Annotated in this window: 16 protein-coding genes; all 16 read right to left on the reverse strand. The window is 39.7% G+C overall.

Translation table 11 applies throughout. The features are described 5' to 3' along the window. Positions 1 to 317: 317 nt before the first annotated feature. The 16 genes from lysS to spoIIE all read right to left on the reverse strand — a co-directional run bounded on the left by lysS (position 318) and on the right by spoIIE (position 17,361). On the reverse strand, positions 318 to 1,802 hold the full coding sequence (gene lysS, locus V7659_RS05480; RefSeq protein ID WP_335538648.1) for a lysine--tRNA ligase: 1,485 nt from the start codon (positions 1,800 to 1,802) through the stop codon (positions 318 to 320). A gap of 192 nt (positions 1,803 to 1,994) precedes the next feature. Beyond that, positions 1,995 to 2,996: a tRNA dihydrouridine synthase DusB gene (gene dusB, locus V7659_RS05485; RefSeq protein ID WP_335538650.1), complete on the reverse strand. Its 1,002-nt coding sequence runs from the start codon at positions 2,994 to 2,996 to the stop codon at positions 1,995 to 1,997. 68 nt (positions 2,997 to 3,064) lie between these two features. Next, complete coding sequence (locus V7659_RS05490) at positions 3,065 to 3,274, reverse strand: helix-turn-helix domain-containing protein (protein WP_144555636.1); 210 nt, start codon at positions 3,272 to 3,274, stop codon at positions 3,065 to 3,067. Then, positions 3,226 to 3,753, reverse strand: coding sequence for a 2-amino-4-hydroxy-6-hydroxymethyldihydropteridine diphosphokinase (gene folK, locus V7659_RS05495; protein ID WP_335538652.1), 528 nt, complete (start codon positions 3,751 to 3,753; stop codon positions 3,226 to 3,228). The genes V7659_RS05490 and folK overlap by 49 nt, the downstream gene beginning before the upstream one ends. 2 nt (positions 3,754 to 3,755) lie before the next feature. Further along, positions 3,756 to 4,115 (reverse strand): dihydroneopterin aldolase, encoded by a 360-nt coding sequence (gene folB / locus V7659_RS05500; RefSeq protein ID WP_335538654.1) that lies wholly within the window; start codon positions 4,113 to 4,115, stop codon positions 3,756 to 3,758. Further along, on the reverse strand, positions 4,108 to 4,950 hold the full coding sequence (gene folP / locus V7659_RS05505) for a dihydropteroate synthase (protein WP_335538655.1): 843 nt from the start codon (positions 4,948 to 4,950) through the stop codon (positions 4,108 to 4,110). The genes folB and folP overlap by 8 nt, the downstream gene beginning before the upstream one ends. Positions 4,951 to 5,058: 108 nt before the next feature. Further along, the gene (gene cysK / locus V7659_RS05510; RefSeq protein WP_335538657.1) at positions 5,059 to 5,988 is read right to left on the reverse strand and encodes a cysteine synthase A; all 930 of its coding nucleotides are present in this window, start codon (positions 5,986 to 5,988) and stop codon (positions 5,059 to 5,061) included. A 158-nt stretch (positions 5,989 to 6,146) separates the two neighbouring features. Beyond that, a complete protein-coding gene (locus V7659_RS05515; RefSeq protein ID WP_335538658.1) occupies positions 6,147 to 7,040 on the reverse strand; it encodes a peptidyl-prolyl cis-trans isomerase in 894 nt (297 codons plus the stop codon). Between the two features lie 34 nt (positions 7,041 to 7,074). After that, positions 7,075 to 7,953 (reverse strand): Hsp33 family molecular chaperone HslO, encoded by an 879-nt coding sequence (gene hslO / locus V7659_RS05520; protein ID WP_335538659.1) that lies wholly within the window; start codon positions 7,951 to 7,953, stop codon positions 7,075 to 7,077. A gap of 21 nt (positions 7,954 to 7,974) precedes the next feature. Beyond that, positions 7,975 to 8,754: a type III pantothenate kinase gene (locus tag V7659_RS05525; protein ID WP_335538661.1), complete on the reverse strand. Its 780-nt coding sequence runs from the start codon at positions 8,752 to 8,754 to the stop codon at positions 7,975 to 7,977. 109 nt (positions 8,755 to 8,863) lie between these two features. After that, the gene (gene ftsH / locus V7659_RS05530) at positions 8,864 to 10,801 is read right to left on the reverse strand and encodes an ATP-dependent zinc metalloprotease FtsH (RefSeq protein WP_335538662.1); all 1,938 of its coding nucleotides are present in this window, start codon (positions 10,799 to 10,801) and stop codon (positions 8,864 to 8,866) included. 117 nt (positions 10,802 to 10,918) lie between these two features. After that, positions 10,919 to 11,464 carry a hypoxanthine phosphoribosyltransferase gene (hpt, locus tag V7659_RS05535; protein WP_283876927.1) on the reverse strand — a complete coding sequence of 182 codons (546 nt, stop codon included), beginning with the start codon at positions 11,462 to 11,464 and terminating at the stop codon, positions 10,919 to 10,921. A gap of 24 nt (positions 11,465 to 11,488) precedes the next feature. Beyond that, complete coding sequence (tilS, locus tag V7659_RS05540; protein WP_335538665.1) at positions 11,489 to 12,733, reverse strand: tRNA lysidine(34) synthetase TilS; 1,245 nt, start codon at positions 12,731 to 12,733, stop codon at positions 11,489 to 11,491. 332 nt (positions 12,734 to 13,065) lie between these two features. Next, on the reverse strand, positions 13,066 to 14,082 hold the full coding sequence (locus tag V7659_RS05545; protein WP_335538667.1) for a serine/threonine protein kinase: 1,017 nt from the start codon (positions 14,080 to 14,082) through the stop codon (positions 13,066 to 13,068). Beyond that, positions 14,051 to 14,788, reverse strand: a complete 738-nt coding sequence (locus tag V7659_RS05550; protein WP_144555624.1) for a vWA domain-containing protein — start codon at positions 14,786 to 14,788, stop codon at positions 14,051 to 14,053. Before V7659_RS05550 ends, V7659_RS05545 begins: the two co-directional genes overlap by 32 nt. Before the next feature lie 95 nt (positions 14,789 to 14,883). Further along, a complete protein-coding gene (gene spoIIE / locus V7659_RS05555) occupies positions 14,884 to 17,361 on the reverse strand; it encodes a stage II sporulation protein E (RefSeq protein ID WP_335538668.1) in 2,478 nt (825 codons plus the stop codon). Between the last annotated feature and the right edge of the window lie 172 nt (positions 17,362 to 17,533).

Consider the following 17,533-nt stretch of genomic DNA (forward strand, 5'->3'; position numbering starts at 1 on the left):
TTTCATTTTTGAAACTAAAATTTATTGTTTGTTTGCACGATTTTGTTTGTTTAGTTTTCAAAGATCAATTACTCAATCGCCTTAAAGCGACTTTATTATCTTACCAAGTTATCAACCGAAAGTCAATAACTTTTTTAATTCTTTTTTTATCACTGCATCTGTCTCGCAGCAACAGATATTAATATACCACCATTCGAGTTTGGGTGCAATAGCATTTTTATAATTTTTTCACCAAATATCCAAAGTAATAATATTCTAACTTTTTGATGGTTTAGTCATAAAAAAAAGTGCCATTGGAATGGCACTTTTTAAAGATACTATTTATGACGCATAAGCGGGAATAATAGTACGTCACGGATAGATGGGGAATTAGTAAGCAGCATAACTAAGCGGTCTATTCCAATTCCTAATCCTCCAGTAGGCGGCATACCATATTCTAAAGCTTCAACGAAGTCGTCATCCATCATATGAGCTTCGTCATTTCCTTGTTCACGTTCTTTTAATTGTGCTTCAAACCGTTCTCTTTGATCAATCGGATCATTCAGCTCTGTAAATGCGTTCGCATGTTCACGAGCGACAATGAACAATTCAAAACGATCTGTGAATCTTGGGTCCTCATCATTTTTCTTCGCAAGCGGCGAGATCTCTACTGGATGACCGTAAATGAAAGTAGGCTGGATTAACTTTTCCTCTACCTTTTGCTCGAAGAATTCATTAACAATATGGCCATAAAGCATGTTGTTATTAATTTCAACACCGTGTTCTTTCGCAAGTTCACGAGCTTCTTCTACACTCATCTCGTTCCAGAAGTCTGCACCAGTGTATTCTTTGATAGCATCTACCATGTGAAGTCTTTTCCACTCAGGTTTAAGATCTACCTCATAATCGCCATATTGAACAGTCGTTGAACCAACTACTTCTTGGGCAATATGAGCAATTAGATTTTCTGTCAAACTCATGATATCACGGTAATCTGCATAAGCTTCATAAAGTTCAATCATTGTAAATTCAGGGTTGTGACGGGTAGAGACACCTTCATTCCGGAAAACACGGCCAATCTCATAAACTTTTTCTAGACCGCCGACAATCAAGCGTTTTAAGTGCAGCTCAATCGCAATCCTCATAAATAATGGCATATCAAGAGCATTATGGTGTGTTATGAATGGACGTGCAGATGCTCCACCAGCGATAGAATGCATCATTGGTGTTTCCACTTCTAAATAGCCGTGGTCATCTAAATAACGACGCATTGATTGAATAATACGGCTTCTTGAAATAAAAGTAGCCTTACTTTCTTGACTCATAATTAAGTCTAAATAACGTTGACGGTAGCGCTGTTCAACATCTTTAAGTCCATGAAATTTATCAGGGAGCGGGCGTAACGCCTTTGTTAAAAACACAAAGTTTTCCACTTTAACCGATAGTTCGCCTACTTTTGTTTTAAATAGTGTACCAGTTACCCCAATGATGTCTCCAAGATCTGAAGAATCGAATAGTTTATAGTTTTCCTCTCCGACTGCATCTTGGCGAACATAGACTTGAATTTGACCTGTTAAATCTTGAAGATGCGCAAAGCCCGCTTTTCCTTTTCCACGTTTCGTCATAATACGGCCTGCTAAAGAAACAGCAACATTTTTTGCTTCTAGCTCTTCTTTTTCTAATTCAGCATATTGCTCAACTAATTCCTTTGTGCTGTGTGTGCGGTCAAAACGTTTTCCGAATGGATCTAAACCATTTTCACGCATGGTATTCATTTTTTCACGTCTGACCATTAATTGGTCATTTAAATCTTCCTGACTCATAATATTCACTCCAATAATCTTTTATTATGTAAAATGCTATAAATAAGGCGATCCCATTTTTCTACATACTTTATTATTTTACACAAACTTATACTTTCAGACATCAAAAAAGATGTTAATAAAATAAAAACTGCCAGTTTTTTCACTGGCAGCATCCAAATTAGTATAGAAAAGACACTTTAAGTGACAAGTTTAACCTACAATTAACTGACTTTGTTCTAATGCTTCCACTTCTATAACCAATTCGTTTAATAATGTTACTAATTGATCTCTAGTATCACATTCATTAATAGCATTACGAACTTTTGCGTTGCCGCGCACCCCTTTTAAATACCAGGCTGTATGCTTGCGCATTTCACGGACCGCAATATATTCATCCTTAAGCGCAATTAAGCGGTCAAGATGAAGGATGCATACATCAATCTTTTCTCTAATCGTTGGTTGAGGCATTAAAATACCAGTTTCTAAATATTGAACGGTCCGGTAAATCATCCACGGGTCACCTAAAGCAGCTCTTCCGATCATTACCCCATCTACACCAGTTTCTTCAAGCATGCGCTTGGCATCTTGCGGTGTCAAAATATCACCATTTCCTATCAACGGAATATTAAGGTTTTGCTTTACTTCACGAATAATATCCCAGTTAGCTTTTCCCTCATACATCTGAACGCGCGTTCGGCCATGCAAGGATACAGCCTTTCCTCCTGCACGTTCTACGGCCTGAGCATTTTTAACGGCAAAAATATGCTCATCATCCCAGCCCATCCGCATTTTTACAGTTACAGGTTTATCAACCTCTGCTACCACCGCAGAAACCATCTCGTAAATTTTATTTGGGTCTAGCAGCCATTTCGCTCCAGCATCACATTTTGTAATTTTAGGAACAGGGCAGCCCATATTAATATCAATAATATCAGCATTGGTATTCTGATCAACAAATTTAGCCGCTTGGACAAGTGTTTCTTTCTCACCGCCAAAGATTTGCAAGCTTAACGGTTTTTCACGCTCATCGATATAAAGCATATTCATTGTTTTCTCATTTTTAAGAACGATCCCTTTATCACTTACCATCTCTGCACAAACCAAACCAGCACCGAACTCTTTTACCGTTAAACGGAATGCCGAGTTACATACTCCGGCCATCGGGGCCAGGACTACTGGATTCTTCATTTCAATATCGCCAATCTTTAACATGAATCTACCTCCAATCTTGTAATGATTCATGAGTTGAACTTAGAATACAATCTAGGACAGCGCCAGCTTTATAAATCTTTCGGCTTTAAGTCATCTATTGTGATTTTTAAAGAATTCGCAATCCTTTCCAGTAAATCAGTGGCAGGAAGGCGATTTCCTCTTTCAATTTCGCCTAAAATCGATACGGATACACCTAGTTCCTTCGAAAAACCTTCTTGTGTAAAGCCCTTTAACTTCCGATAGGCTCGAATACGTCTTCCCCATTTTTCCGCTTCCATATTCGGACTCCTTCTTTATTTGGTAATTCTTCTAATGATGCCTCGAGTAATTTATTTATCTCCGAACATTTCTTGTCCTGATAGATTTCTAAAAGTGGAATAATTACAAACGCTCGCTCTAACATCCTTGGATGTGGAACGATAAGCTTCTCGCTTTGAATATTTTCTTGGTTAAAGGTAAGAATGTCAAGGTCTATTGTCCGTGGACCCCACTTTATTTCCCTTTTTCTTCCAAGTTCTATTTCGATTTCTAAACATAAATCTAATAAATCCATTGGACTAAAGGCTGTCTTAATCTCGATTACCATATTTAAAAATAAATCTTGATCTTCATAGCCAATCGGATCCGTCTCATAAATAGAGGAGTAATTTACCAAATTAATTCCAGAATAACTTGTTAATCTTTTGATTGCACTCGTTATATTATCATAACGGTTTCCTATGTTCGAGCCAAGGGCAATAAATGCTGTGTTTTCCACTTTTATCTTCTCCTTGTAATTTCTACTGCAACGGAGCGGTAATGACCTGGAATGGGCGGATCCGGTTTAATCACTTTAACAGTTACTTCAGATATAAGCGGGAAGCCTGTCAGCACGCCAGCTACAATTCTCTCTGCCACCGCCTCGACTAATTTAAAAGGCGGACCCTCCACTATCTCTTTGCAAACTTGGTATAGTTCCGCATAATTCACTGAGAATTCCAGATTATCCGTTTCGCCTGCTTTTTTTAAATCAATAGCAACCGATAAGTCGACGGCAAAGCGTTGCCCTAAGCGAGTCTCTTCTGAAAATACACCATGGTAGCCGTAAAACTCCATCCTATTGACGTAGATTTTATCCAATCGTTTCACCCTTTCCCATCAGGGCATCCATCATTTTAGCCATTCTGCTCATTTCTTTCACATCGTGAACACGGACTATATGGCAGCCCTTTTGGATTCCGAAACAGATGGTTGCTCCTGTACCTTCCATTCTTTCATGAATAGGGAGATCTAATGCTTGTCCAATCATCGATTTTCTGGAAGTCCCTAATAATACGGGATAACCTAAACTAACAAACGTATCCAAATTCTGCATGGTTAGCAGATTTTCTTTATAATCCCTAGCAAAACCGATACCAGGGTCGAGGATAATCTGCTCATCCTTCACTCCCGCCTTTTTAACGATGGCTATACTTTCATAGAGGTCATTGATGACATCTCTCATAAATACCTTGTAGTTTCGGTCCTGACGATTATGCATAAGTACAATCGGAACACCGTATTCAGCCGCCACTTGTCCCATCTTTTCATCTGCTTTTGCCCCCCATACATCATTGATGATATGAGCCCCAGCTTCTATTGCTTGCTTCGCCACTTCAGCTTTATACGTATCAATCGAGATCGGAACTTGGACTTGTTCAGAAATTGCCTTAATGACTGGAATCACCCGCTCAAGCTCTTCCTCAGCAGGTACGGCTGCAAAGCCTGGCCGTGTCGATTCCCCGCCGATATCAATTATATCCGCACCATTTGCCACCATTTCTTTTGCCCGTTGAACAGCCATTTCAACCTTGTTGAATTTCCCGCCATCCGAAAAGGAATCTGGAGTAGCATTTAAAATGCCCATAATAATGGTTTTTTTACTACTATCCAAGGTATATGGTCCACATTGGATTAGTTCTTGAGATGTTTTCATACCTTTCCTCCTTATCCAGCCTTTTTTCACTCCTATTATCATACATGAAATCCTAATTGGTTTACAAAAAAAAGAAGCATCGGCAAAGCCGACGCCTCTTAGATACTATTATTCAGCATCGTATTGGTAAAGCACCGTACTTAAATAACGTTCGCCATTATCAGGAATAATAGCAAGTACCTTTTTACCTTTACCTAATTTCTTAGCAACTTCTAATGCTGCGTGGATCGCTGCACCTGAAGAAATTCCGCCAAGAATTCCTTCTTCTCTTGCTGCACGTCTTGACGCGGCAAATGCTTCCTCCGTACCAACTTGGATCACTTCATCATAAATGTCAGTATTTAAAGTTTCAGGAACAAATCCTGCACCAAGGCCTTGAAGTTTATGTGGACCAGGAGCTCCACCTGAAAGAACTGGTGAATCTGTTGGTTCAATCGCAAAAATTTTAATTTCAGGGAATGATTCGCGAAGAACACTTCCTGCACCAGAGATCGTTCCACCCGTACCAATTCCAGAAACAAATGCATCTAATTGATTCATTTGTTCAACAATTTCTTTACCTGTTGTTCTTCTATGAACCTCAGGGTTTGCTTGGTTTTTAAATTGTTGTGGCAAGAAATAGCCATGTTCCTTAACAAGCTCTTCAGCCTTAGCAATTGCACCCTTCATACCCGCTGGTCCAGGTGTTAATACAAGTTCTGCTCCATATGCACGGAGGAGGTTCCGTCTTTCCAAACTCATCGTTTCAGGCATAACAAACACGGCTTTGTAACCTTTTGCTGCAGCAATCATTGCAAGTCCAATTCCAGTATTTCCGCTTGTAGGCTCAATAATGGTATCTACACCTGGTTTGATTAACCCTTGCTCTTCTGCCGCTTCAATCATAGCTAAAGCGATACGATCCTTTACACTGCTGCCTGGGTTAAAATATTCTAGTTTTAAATAAACCTCAGCACTATTTTCATCTACTAATCTGTTTAATTTAACAATTGGCGTTTGGCCGACTAATTCGGCAACTGAATTTGCAACACGAACCATTAAGAGCACCCCTATTCCGAGTAAATTGATTGGATTTATATCATTAAATTTACCAGTTCTATACTGGGTTTGTCAATCGTTTTGTTTGCGTATTTTTACAATATTCAAACATTTTTACACTTGCTATTTAAAAAAAGCACAGAATAGTATCCTGTGCTTTAGTTCCCTTTATGACCATAGAACCATTCGACCTTCGCATCATCCCAAAAGGTAGTTGCAGAAGCCGGTGATTTCATTTGTTCAAGAGCGATTTGCCGGCGAATTTGCTCTTTTACATCTGCAAAAGAATATTTCTTTCCACTGACCTTTCCATCAAGCTTAAGGATGGCATAGCCTCCTTCTACTTTAACAGGCATACTGTGGTCACCAACCTTTAGTTCTTTAGCTTCTTCAATATATTGGCCGGGATACCTCTCATCCCCCACACTAATATAACCAATATCTCCACCCTCATTAGCAGAAAACTCATCAATGGATCGTTCCATGGCTAACGTTGAAAAATTCGAACCTTGGGCCAACTCTTGCATCGCTCTGTCTGCCTCTTCCTGTGTAGGAACAACAATATGTGATAAATGATAAGCAGATGGTACATCAAAAAGGTCTTTATTTTTCTGATAATAGCTTTCCAGTTCACCGGTTGAAATTTCAACATCTTTTGTTAATAGTTCCTCTAACAAAAGGTTACTGCGGATTTGTTCCTTCCACTTTTTTGCATTCCTACTATTTTGTTTAGTAAATGAATTCGTGGTGGATTGCAGCATTCTAAATTCGCGGTCGACATCCTGGCTGGATACGTTAATATGATATTTCGCCGCCATTTCTTCAATGACCTTTTGGTCAACCATTTCCTTTAAAACGTCTTTTCCATACCTAGATTCGAGCTCATTAAGCCAATCTTGCCGCAAGATCGTCTTTTTTCCAATCGTAGCTACTGTCTCTTCATTTCCTGAGGTACCGCCTGCCGTATTTGCCTTTGAAAGAAAAAAAGCGACCGTAAGGCAATTCACCAATATCAGAGCCGCAATCACCAGCCAAAGCTGCTTCCTTCCCAACCTCTCTCCCCCAATCAGAAAGCGAAAGCACCTGTTATTTTGCTTCCTTTTTAAGCTCTTCTAATTCCTCACTTGTAAAAAGGTATTTTTCATTGCAAAAATGGCAATGTGCCTCAGCCTGACCATCTTCTTCAATCATTGCCGTAATCTCTGCTGCTCCTAAGCCGACAATTGCATTTGCAAACCGTTCTTTAGAGCAATTACAGACAAACCCCACCGGCATCGTTTCTAACACCTTTACCTGTTCTTTTCCAAAAAGCTCTTCGAGGATTTGCTCTGGTGTTAGTCCACGTTCAATTAATTTAGAGATTGGCTCAATCGTTTTTAACCGTTCCTCCATTTTTGAAATGATTGGCTCTGGTGTGCCAGGCATTAATTGAAAAATAAACCCGCCTGCCGCCAAAATCGTATCATCTGGGTTCACTAAGACACCTACACCAACGGAAGATGGAACCTGCTCAGAAGTGGCAAAATAATAAGTAAAGTCCTCACCTAATTCACCAGATACAAGCGGAACTTGTCCAGAAAAAAAGTCACGCAATCCTGTATCTTTGACGACAGCTAACACACCGTCTGTCCCAACAGCACGACGGACATCAAGCTTTCCGTGTTCATTCGATTCGAAATCCACCTCTGGATTGGTTACATAGCCTCGAACTTCCCCTTTGGCATTACTATCGACAACAATCGGTCCTAGTGGGCCGCCGCCATTAATTTTTATCGTTAATTTATCCTCACCTTTAAGCATAGCCCCCATCATTACTCCTGCGGTCAACGTCCTGCCCAGTGCGGCAGAAGCTGTCCGCCATGTCTGATGGCGTCTTTGTGCCTCGGTCACAGTTTCTGTTGTCCGAACGGCAAAGGCGCGAATATTTCCATCATATGCAAGTGCTTTAACAAGATAATCCTTCATTGGTAAACCCCTTTCTAACTGTTATTCCTTAGGTTGTCCTATGTTCCTTTTATAGATAAGCTGTAACCCTTTTAAAGTTAAAAATGGATCAACAATATCAATAATGGTTGATTCTTGAGCAATTAAATTAGCTAATCCGCCTGTCGCAATAACGGTAGGCTTTTTCTCACCCTGCTCCATCATCCGCTTGACAATTCCCTCTACTTGGCCAACATACCCATAGACAATTCCTGCCTGCATTGCCGCTATTGTATTTTTACCAATTACCCCTTCCGGTCTGGCAATCTCTATCCTAGGCAGCTTTGACGCTCGTGAATACAACGCCTCCGTTGAAATACCCACTCCTGGAGCAATGGCACCACCCATATACTGACGTTCCTCATTCACATAACAATAAGTTGTCGCTGTTCCAAAATCGACGATAATTAGTGGACTGCCATACTCATGAATAGCAGCAACAGCATTGACAATTCGGTCCGCGCCAACTTCTCTAGGGTTTTCATATTTAATATTCAGACCTGTTTTAATCCCTGGTCCAACCACAAACGGCTTAATGTGAAAATATTTTTGGCACATTCTCTCAAGCGCAAACATGATTGGTGGAACAACTGAAGAAATAATGATCCCGTCAATATCTGAAAAAGAGAGTCCTGCATGATCAAACAAAGCTTTAATGTTCATTCCAAACTCATCTTCCGTGCGGTTTCTATTGGTTTCAACACGCCAATGATATTTAAGCTCCTCACCATCATATACACCTAAAACAATATTGGTATTTCCTACGTCAAATACGAAAATCAAATCTATCACTCACTTTTCAGATTATTCTCCTCTTTACTGAAAACATAATACCATATATTTGTTTAATCATGAAAAAAAGAGTGCTTCAGCGAAGCACTCTTTACATCATTTATTGATTATCTAATTCATCAGAAGGATTCTGAGTGTCAGCCTCATCCTTTTTCTTATTGATATTGACCTTCACATCTTCTGTTTTTTTCGGGCCAATTTTAACAGCTTCTAAAGCTTGATTAGGCTCTGGCATATGGCCATGGTCAACCAAGTATTTAATCTGTTCAGCCACAAGTGTTTCCACTTCAAGCAATGTTTTCGCAATGAGGTCAAGCTTATCACGATTTTCAGTGAGAATGACTCTGGCTCTTTCATAACATTCTTTAATAATGCGTTGAACTTCCAAGTCGATTTCGTAAGCAATCGCATCAGAATAATTTTGTTCATTATGAATGTCACGGCCTAAGAATACTTGACCGCCCGAACCTTGACCAAACTGAAGTGGTCCAAGTTTATCACTCATACCATATTCGGTTACCATCTTTCTAGCAATTCCCGTAGCACGTTGGAAGTCATTATGTGCCCCTGTACTTACTTCACCAAAGACAATCTCTTCAGCGACACGGCCGCCTAATAAACCAACAATTTTATCAAGTAATTCTGGCTTCGTCATAAAGTAACGGTCTTCTCTAGGAAGCATGACAGCATATCCGCCTGCTTGACCACGAGGTACAATGGTAACCTTGTGGACCATGTCCGCCTCATCGAGCACTAAACCGATCACTGTATGGCCGCCCTCATGGAAAGCAACAATATTACGTTCTTTTTCAGAAATCACCCGGCTCTTTTTAGCTGGTCCGGCAATGACACGGTCTGTTGCTTCATCAATGTCTTCCATATCAATTTTCTTCTTACTGCTTCGGGCTGCAACTAATGCTGCCTCATTCAATAAGTTTTCTAAATCTGCACCAGAGAAACCTGGTGTACGCATTGCAATATTTTTCAAGTTAACAGATTCATCTAATGGTTTATTACGTGCATGTACTTTAAGGACTGCTTCACGTCCAACAACATCCGGACGGTCAACAGTAATTTGCCGGTCAAAACGACCTGGACGTAATAACGCAGGATCTAGAATATCTGCACGGTTGGTAGCAGCAATAATGATAATTCCTTCATTTGCCCCAAATCCGTCCATTTCAACAAGCAATTGGTTCAAGGTTTGCTCACGTTCATCGTGTCCGCCGCCTAAACCTGCGCCACGCTGACGTCCAACGGCATCAATTTCATCAATAAAGATAATACATGGTGCATTTTTCTTTGCATTTTCAAATAAATCACGGACACGGGAAGCCCCGACCCCGACAAACATTTCAACGAAATCAGAACCACTAATTGAGAAGAACGGAACGCCTGCTTCACCTGCAGTAGCACGAGCAAGCAATGTCTTACCAGTACCAGGAGGTCCTACAAGAAGAACCCCTTTTGGAATCCGGGCACCCAATTCAGCAAATTTCCGTGGATCCTTTAAAAATTCAACCACTTCCACTAGTTCTGCCTTTTCTTCATCAGCACCTGCTACATCTCTAAAACGCACCTTTTTCTTATCATCGTTATAAAGCTTCGCTTTGGATTTACCAAAGTTCATGACACGGCTGCCGCCGCCTTGTGCTTGGTTTAATAAGAAGAAGAATAAGATAAAGATAATCACAAACGGAATAATTGATGTAAAGAAAGTCACCCATCCGCTTGTTTCCTTTGCAGGCATTACTTCTACTTTTGAATCAGCTTTATTAATTTTGTTAATAATTTCTTCACTATTCGGAACATATGTTATGAATTTTTTCTTCGATTCCAACTCACCACGGACTTCATAAACCCCGCGTTCAGGCTGCATCGAGAACGATTTTACATCGCCGCTTTCTAATTGAGTAACAAACTTATCATATGAAATATGATCTGTTGACTCATTGCTTCCATTAAAGAAACTTACCACACCAATAATGACTAAAAATATCAATAAATAAAAGATGGTATTACGGAAAATCCGATTCATCTCTTACCTCCTCCCGCGATAGACAAACTATAGTAAATGGTATCATAGTAAATCTTACAAATTCAAGAAATTACACTTTGATAGGACTTTCTATCTCAAAGTAAACGGTAAGGTCCCTTAGAGATTATTTGTGTATACTTCAGGTTTTAAGACGCCAATGTATGGAAGGTTTCGATATTTTTCTATATAATCCAAGCCATAACCGACAACAAATTCATCTGGCACAATAAAACCAACGTAATCCGCTTGTATTGCACTTTTTCTGCCTGTTGGTTTATCAAGCAGTGTCACAATCTTGATGGATTTTGCTTTCCGGTATTTAAACAAGTCAACCAAATAGCTAAGCGTTAAACCGCTGTCGATAATATCTTCGATAATAAGGATGTCTCTTCCTTCTACAGATGTATCTAAATCCTTAATAATTTTTACTTCTCCAGAAGAAACAAGTCCGGTTCCATAACTCGATACATCCATAAAATCCATTTCTAGATAGCAATCCATCCGTTTTAATAAATCACCCATAAACGGCATCGCACCCTTTAATACCCCAATAGCAAGCGGGAATTTATCTTGGTACTCTTCCGTTAATTCTGCAGCTAGATTCCTGATTTTATCTTGAATCTCTTCTTCACTTACTAGTACTTTTTCAATATCCTGTTTCATCTAAATGTGCCTCCTAGAAGATCCCTACTTTTGATATGTGAATAGTATATATTGTTTAGTATGGCAATCTATACCTTCAAATGAAGACTTTTTTAAACCTGGCAGCCAAATAATATTACCTTCTTTGTCAGTTAATACTGGCCACATATTGCGTTCCCGCATAGGTACTTTTTGATCAATAAATATAGACTTTAATTTTTTTGAACCATTCATTCCCTTGATCGTCATTCGATCACCAATTTTTCTAGAACGAATAATAATTGGCCACTTTATCCTGCCTACACTAAACAAAGCTGTGTTTACATCTGCATCCAGAGTTTCCTCCGTTACATATCTGCAATTAATTTCCCCGCCATTCGGCAAGTTAATCACACCCGGTTCTTTCAATTCAAAATGATATGACGGTGTCTCATTCGTTTGAAATTGGAATGTAAGGGAGTAATAAGAACGGATAACTTTTAAACCATTAGGAAAATCAAGTTGACCTGATGGCCGAGGATGCTGAATTAACAAAAATACTTGATCGATATGTACAGCAGATAAAGAAGTCGGTTTTTCTTTGTAAAGATAGTTTAATATTAGTTGAATCCCTCTCCTTTGTAAAGGTAAAGGCATCTCAAGAAACCGATGAATGTCAATGGTAATTTTGCACTCTTCCTTTTTTGTCATTACTGTATTCAGCTGCTGAATAGTTAATTCCTGAAGAAAGATTTCATCGTTGGTTAATTCCTCATTAAACCGTTGAAAATGTTCATGGACATGCGGGTTTTCTTTTTTTAAAAAGGGAATTACTTCTTTACGAAATCGATTTCTGCTATAAATTCCTTTTTCATTACTTGGATCTATTCTTGGGCTAAGGTGATGCCTTTGACAATAATCTTCTATGTCAGCCCTTTCCAACCCTAAGAACGGACGAAAAATTGTGCCGCTGTAAAATGGGCGGATAAATGGAATGCCTGCACGAGCAAGCCCCGTACTGCCCCTTGTTACTCTCATTAACATTGTTTCCATTTGATCATCGCCGTGATGTGCCAGCGCTAAAAATGGATATTGATACTTTTCCATAATCTTTAAAAAAAACTCATACCTCACATCGCGTGCTGCAATTTGTGAACTTTTACCTGTTAATTCTATAATTTCCGGAACATTGACCTGAGTCATTTCAAACGGTACGTTATTCTGTTTACAAAATTTCTGAACAAAAATCGCATCCTCATAAGACTCCTGACCACGAAACATATGGTCTACGTGGGCAACAACAAGAAGCATATTCTGCTTCTCTTTTTCCGCAAGCAGATAGTGCAAGCAGCGCTAACGAATCCGGACCCCCCGAAACACCAATGACAATTTTTTTCGAAGTTAAACTAAATGCCTGGTGGTTTAGAAAAGTCTTGACCTTTGTTTCCAACATAATATTGCACTCTTCCTTAAAACAAAGTTTAGAACTTTTAACTAGTAAGAATAACTTTAGTCTACCACTTTTAAGAATAAAGTATCAAAGCATTGATATTACAAATAGCCTAGAAATTTTTCCTATCCATTTATTGAAATCTTCACGTATTAAATGTTATACGAATGACTTAACAAATAGTTTCAAACATTTATAGTAATTTATTAAATGTATACCAAGCGTATAAAAGGCCTAACACAATAGCGATTAACCAGAATTCCATCCAACCGCTTTTTTTCTTCTTTTTACGGTAATGCTGCCTTGTCATTGACTTGCTGCCCATAGAACCCTGATGAGGCTGTTGTTTTGGTGCTGGTCTGCTTATCCCACCCGTCTTTACGGGAGCTGGCTCAGGATTTTTTTTATCAATCATTAGATCCACTAAGTCTGCTCTCATTTGTTTCGCGCTGCTATATTGGCCTTGAAGTGCTTTTAGAATGACCTTTTCCCAAGTTATTAACTCTGGTTTCTGACGGATAGCTTCCCTTAATTGCGCGATTCCCCCCGTCGTTTTCGTTAATCGTTTCGGATAGGCAGTGTTGATCATAATCATGGCCACTGCAAACAAGTCATAAGAAGGTTCGGCTTTCCTTGAACCCAGCCCCCAATAGCCCCGATCATAAAACTCAGTAAATTCCTTAATAGCTCTTCCCTGAATGGTGGTACCGCCCACATCAATGCACCTTATTTTTGGGGGTGGCCCGTTGACAATTAGATTTTCTGGCTTTAGGTCTCCAAATACCCAGCCGTTTTCATGAAGCTTGTCTAAATCATTTAACAGCTGCAAAAATAAAACACTCGTCCATGACCTTCCCTTTTGTTGTAAAAACGATAAGAAGTCAGGACCATCGATGTATTCCATGACATAAAAAGAAATACGCCCTTGATTACTTTGCCAATCATCAACATCAAGCAAAGAAGGCCCAAGGGTTGGGGTTCCCTGGACCTTTGCTAAGGATTTTAAAACATTTACTTCTGAAGTAATCGACATACCATTATCACTCATTTTCAATGCTACTTGAGTGTTATTATGCTTGGCAAGGTAGACAACCCCATTTGCTCCAAATCCAAGTTCCCTTACAATTGTGTACTTTTTCAAATGCCATTTCCCTGAAATGACCGTTCCTGGGCTGACCTTACATTGACTCTTCAAAGTATGATTCATCATCACGTGAAAGAAGGCTCCTTAAGGATTGTTTTTGATCAAACGAGGATAGCGCTGTCCGCAACGCTGGCCCTGTCGGTGTTATTCCTCCTGTAGACAATTGGGAAAATACACTTGTCAATGTTTGCAACTTTGGTGTCCAATCCAGCAATTTTTCGACATCTTTCTTTTTCCCGGGAAATACGTAAACTGAAAATTGATTATCACCTGTACGGGCATTCAAGCTTAGAGAGAGGTCAAGGAGTGCTTCTTTTACTGTCGGCAGCTTGTGTTTCATACTGGCGCTTGTATCGACAAGAATCAACACCTCTAATTCGACAGTTTCTCCTAATTCATCCACAACCTCCATTACTTCGCCGCGTTTTTCAGGCGGGAGGTCTTCCATGGTTTGTGACCGTCCCAAAATTTGCTGCAATTCTCTGTTTACTACTCCTTGAATCGTCTGATTCATGGCTTTGCGGGTAACCATCTGTACGGTTTGCGATAATTGCTGGGCATAGACAATTTGACTGACTCCCCCGCCAGACATGGCAATCCCTTCAATTTCGGTCATCCCTTTTTCATCAATAGTATCCTGTTCCATCACTCCAATAACATTAACAGTGATTCCCTGTTCTCTAGCGAGTGCAGCCATGGCAATTGGATCGTCTCCTTGATTGGAACATCCATCAGTTATAAGTAAAATTTGGCGAATCTTCCCTGTGTACATAACCTTCTCCCTCCACTACATGTATTGGTACCATTTTCGACGGGAAGAAGGTGATTTATACATATTTTAATAGAAGACTGCGTAAAATAACTTGTTTAGGCTTGGCGCTTTATTTTCTGCACAGGAATTGACGCCCATTTTGGTGTATTATGTTTTATTTTTGCAACGGTCACCGTCATATCATCATGGATAATTTCTGATCGCGACCGAATGACTTCCTCAAGGAGTAAATCCGCTACTTCTTGTGGGTCGTCTGTCTCTAATCCTTGTAGTTTCCGCTTCATCCATAAATCATAGTTTTCTACATGCAAGGGTCCTTCAAATACCCCATCACTCATCATGATGAGTAAATCGCCAGCCTTCAATTGTTCACTTACCACGTCCACTTCAAATTCTTGAATCATCCCAATTGGCAAATTGCTGGCTTGGATTTTAATAATCTTATTTCCTCTCTTTATAAAGCTTGGTGTGGAACCAATCTTAAGGAACTTCGCTGATGCATTTTGCAGGTCAATCATGGCTAAATCTAATGTAGAAAAAATTTCATCCGTTGTCCGGAGTGAAAGGATTGAATTAACAGATTTAATCGCCACCTTTTCCTCAATGCCCGATTGGAGGATCTTTTGTAAAAGAAGCAATGTTTCTTTACTCTCGTAATGTGCCCTTTCTCCATTTCCCATCCCATCGCTGATAGCAATTGCATATTTACCAAATCCAAGTTCAATCGTCGAATAGCTATCACCAGAAACAAGACCACCATCCTTTGCGGCATGAGCTACACCTGTTTCCACTGTATACGCCTTTGATGACCTGAACGTCACATGACAGAAGTCAGTTGGGGCGGTTGCACATTCTTCCAGTTTTACAACGATCGTCTCACCAAGAATATCTGATAGCATAGGAGCAATTAACTTTTCACATTCACCATGGCCATTGCAAAATGGCAAGGACATCTCAATATCGACATTTCCTTGTTCAAGACTATAAATTTCCACCTGCTCAATATGAATACCGAACGATTGCATCGCTTCCATAATTTGCTCTTCCTGTTTGTGGTGATTTTCTCTTTCCCGCTGAATCTCCTTTGCGAAATTCTCCATTACTTCTGACACACCTAACAATTGATCAGCAACAAGCTTACGGCTCTCCTGAACCTGTCGTTTTAGCTTTTGGTTAGCTTGGTAAAAAGTTAATTCCTGGCCAATTGATTCATAGACTCTTTTGGAACGTGTACAAATTTTTTCCCACTCCCTTGCTAGTTTAGAAGAAATATTCCCATCGTTTTGATCCATTTCATGAATAATCTCTTCCATATAAGCATAGGTTGTATTAAAATTGCTCGCCCAGCATTGATCCTTCTTAAAGCAGGTTTGGCAGGTTTTTTCAGTAACATTGCTCATAAAGTAATCCATTTCCCGCTCATGTTCGTCTTCCCTTGGCTGAACTTCCATTTGTGAAAAGCTTTTGGACAAGGCATGGAAGACATTCGAGAATTGTGATACCCGCTGCGCCGTGACGTCGCGCATCTTCCGCATATATTTTTGTTGTTCAGCTGTGTATTCCGGCGTACCAGGGATATATTTTGCTAATCTTGAAGTTAATACCTGAGGTGTTAGCATGAATAAGAAAACGGCCGCCGCGGTTTCTAAAACCGTCATCAGAATCGAACCATCGCCGCCTTCCCCATACATGCCAATGAGGAGCGTGGCAATAAATAAACCAATCGATACACCTATTTTCTTACCTTCCTTCATTAGGCCGCCCAGAACACCGGAAAAAGCTAGTAGACTCATATGATAAAAACTTGAAACACTTGCAAGGCTAAAAATTAACCCCGTGACAACCCCAACAGTGGAGCCTACCGTTGCCCCTGCAATAAATGAAAACACCAGCACTAAGTATCTCGACAAGATATGTTCAACCGATAAGTCATATACCTTCCAGCCAATTGTCCCTGTCATGATAGAAGCAAGCATGATAATCAAACAGACAATTTCTTCCGTCTTTAACAATTGTCTCCGTTTGTTAAAGGTTAACAATGGAATACTTTGCAAAAAGATTAGCGTCAATATAAAAGCAAGACTTGTCTGTACCCCCACCATCATAAAGTCATATAGTGTCAATTGTGTCGAAAGGATAAACGCTTCAGCTAGTTTCCCCAGTCCAAGCACAATAGCGACAAAAAATGGCGCTGCCTTCAACTCATTTCTTAGCCATTTCTTGCTAATACGAAAAACAACGATAAAACCAAGGGTAATGATAAAGGTACTGGCAGCATTTGATAATGAAATGGTCACTGCTCCGATAACCAGTCCGATCAAGGCAAGCGGTGCCCGATCTCGTTTTATTAAATAAACAGAAGCGAAGAAGGGAAGGCAAAAAGGAGTCAACTTCGCCAAAATCAAGGCCCGTCCAAGCAAAAAACCAACCAATAACAGCAAGAACCCCTTTTTTATGAAAAAGGACTCAAGCATTAGTTGAATTTTTTTCAATCCACTCTGCAAAGCCCATTTGGATGGCTGAAGATTAACTTCACTGACGGGTTCTATGAAACTAGCATTTGTCTTTTCCATAAATCACACTCCCTATTATTTCATTGTTCAGATAATTATAAAATTAATAGACATAGAAGTTTGTCAAATTAGTGAACAAGCAAAAAAAATCGTTCGACGGTTTTCACTATTATCATTCAAATAATATTAAATAGTGTCGAAACAAAACGGGTGTCAGGCACCATGTGAATTC

Origin of the sequence: Neobacillus drentensis, from assembly GCF_036966985.1 — a bacterium.
Classification (GTDB): Bacteria; Bacillota; Bacilli; order Bacillales; family Cytobacillaceae; genus Neobacillus; species Neobacillus drentensis_E.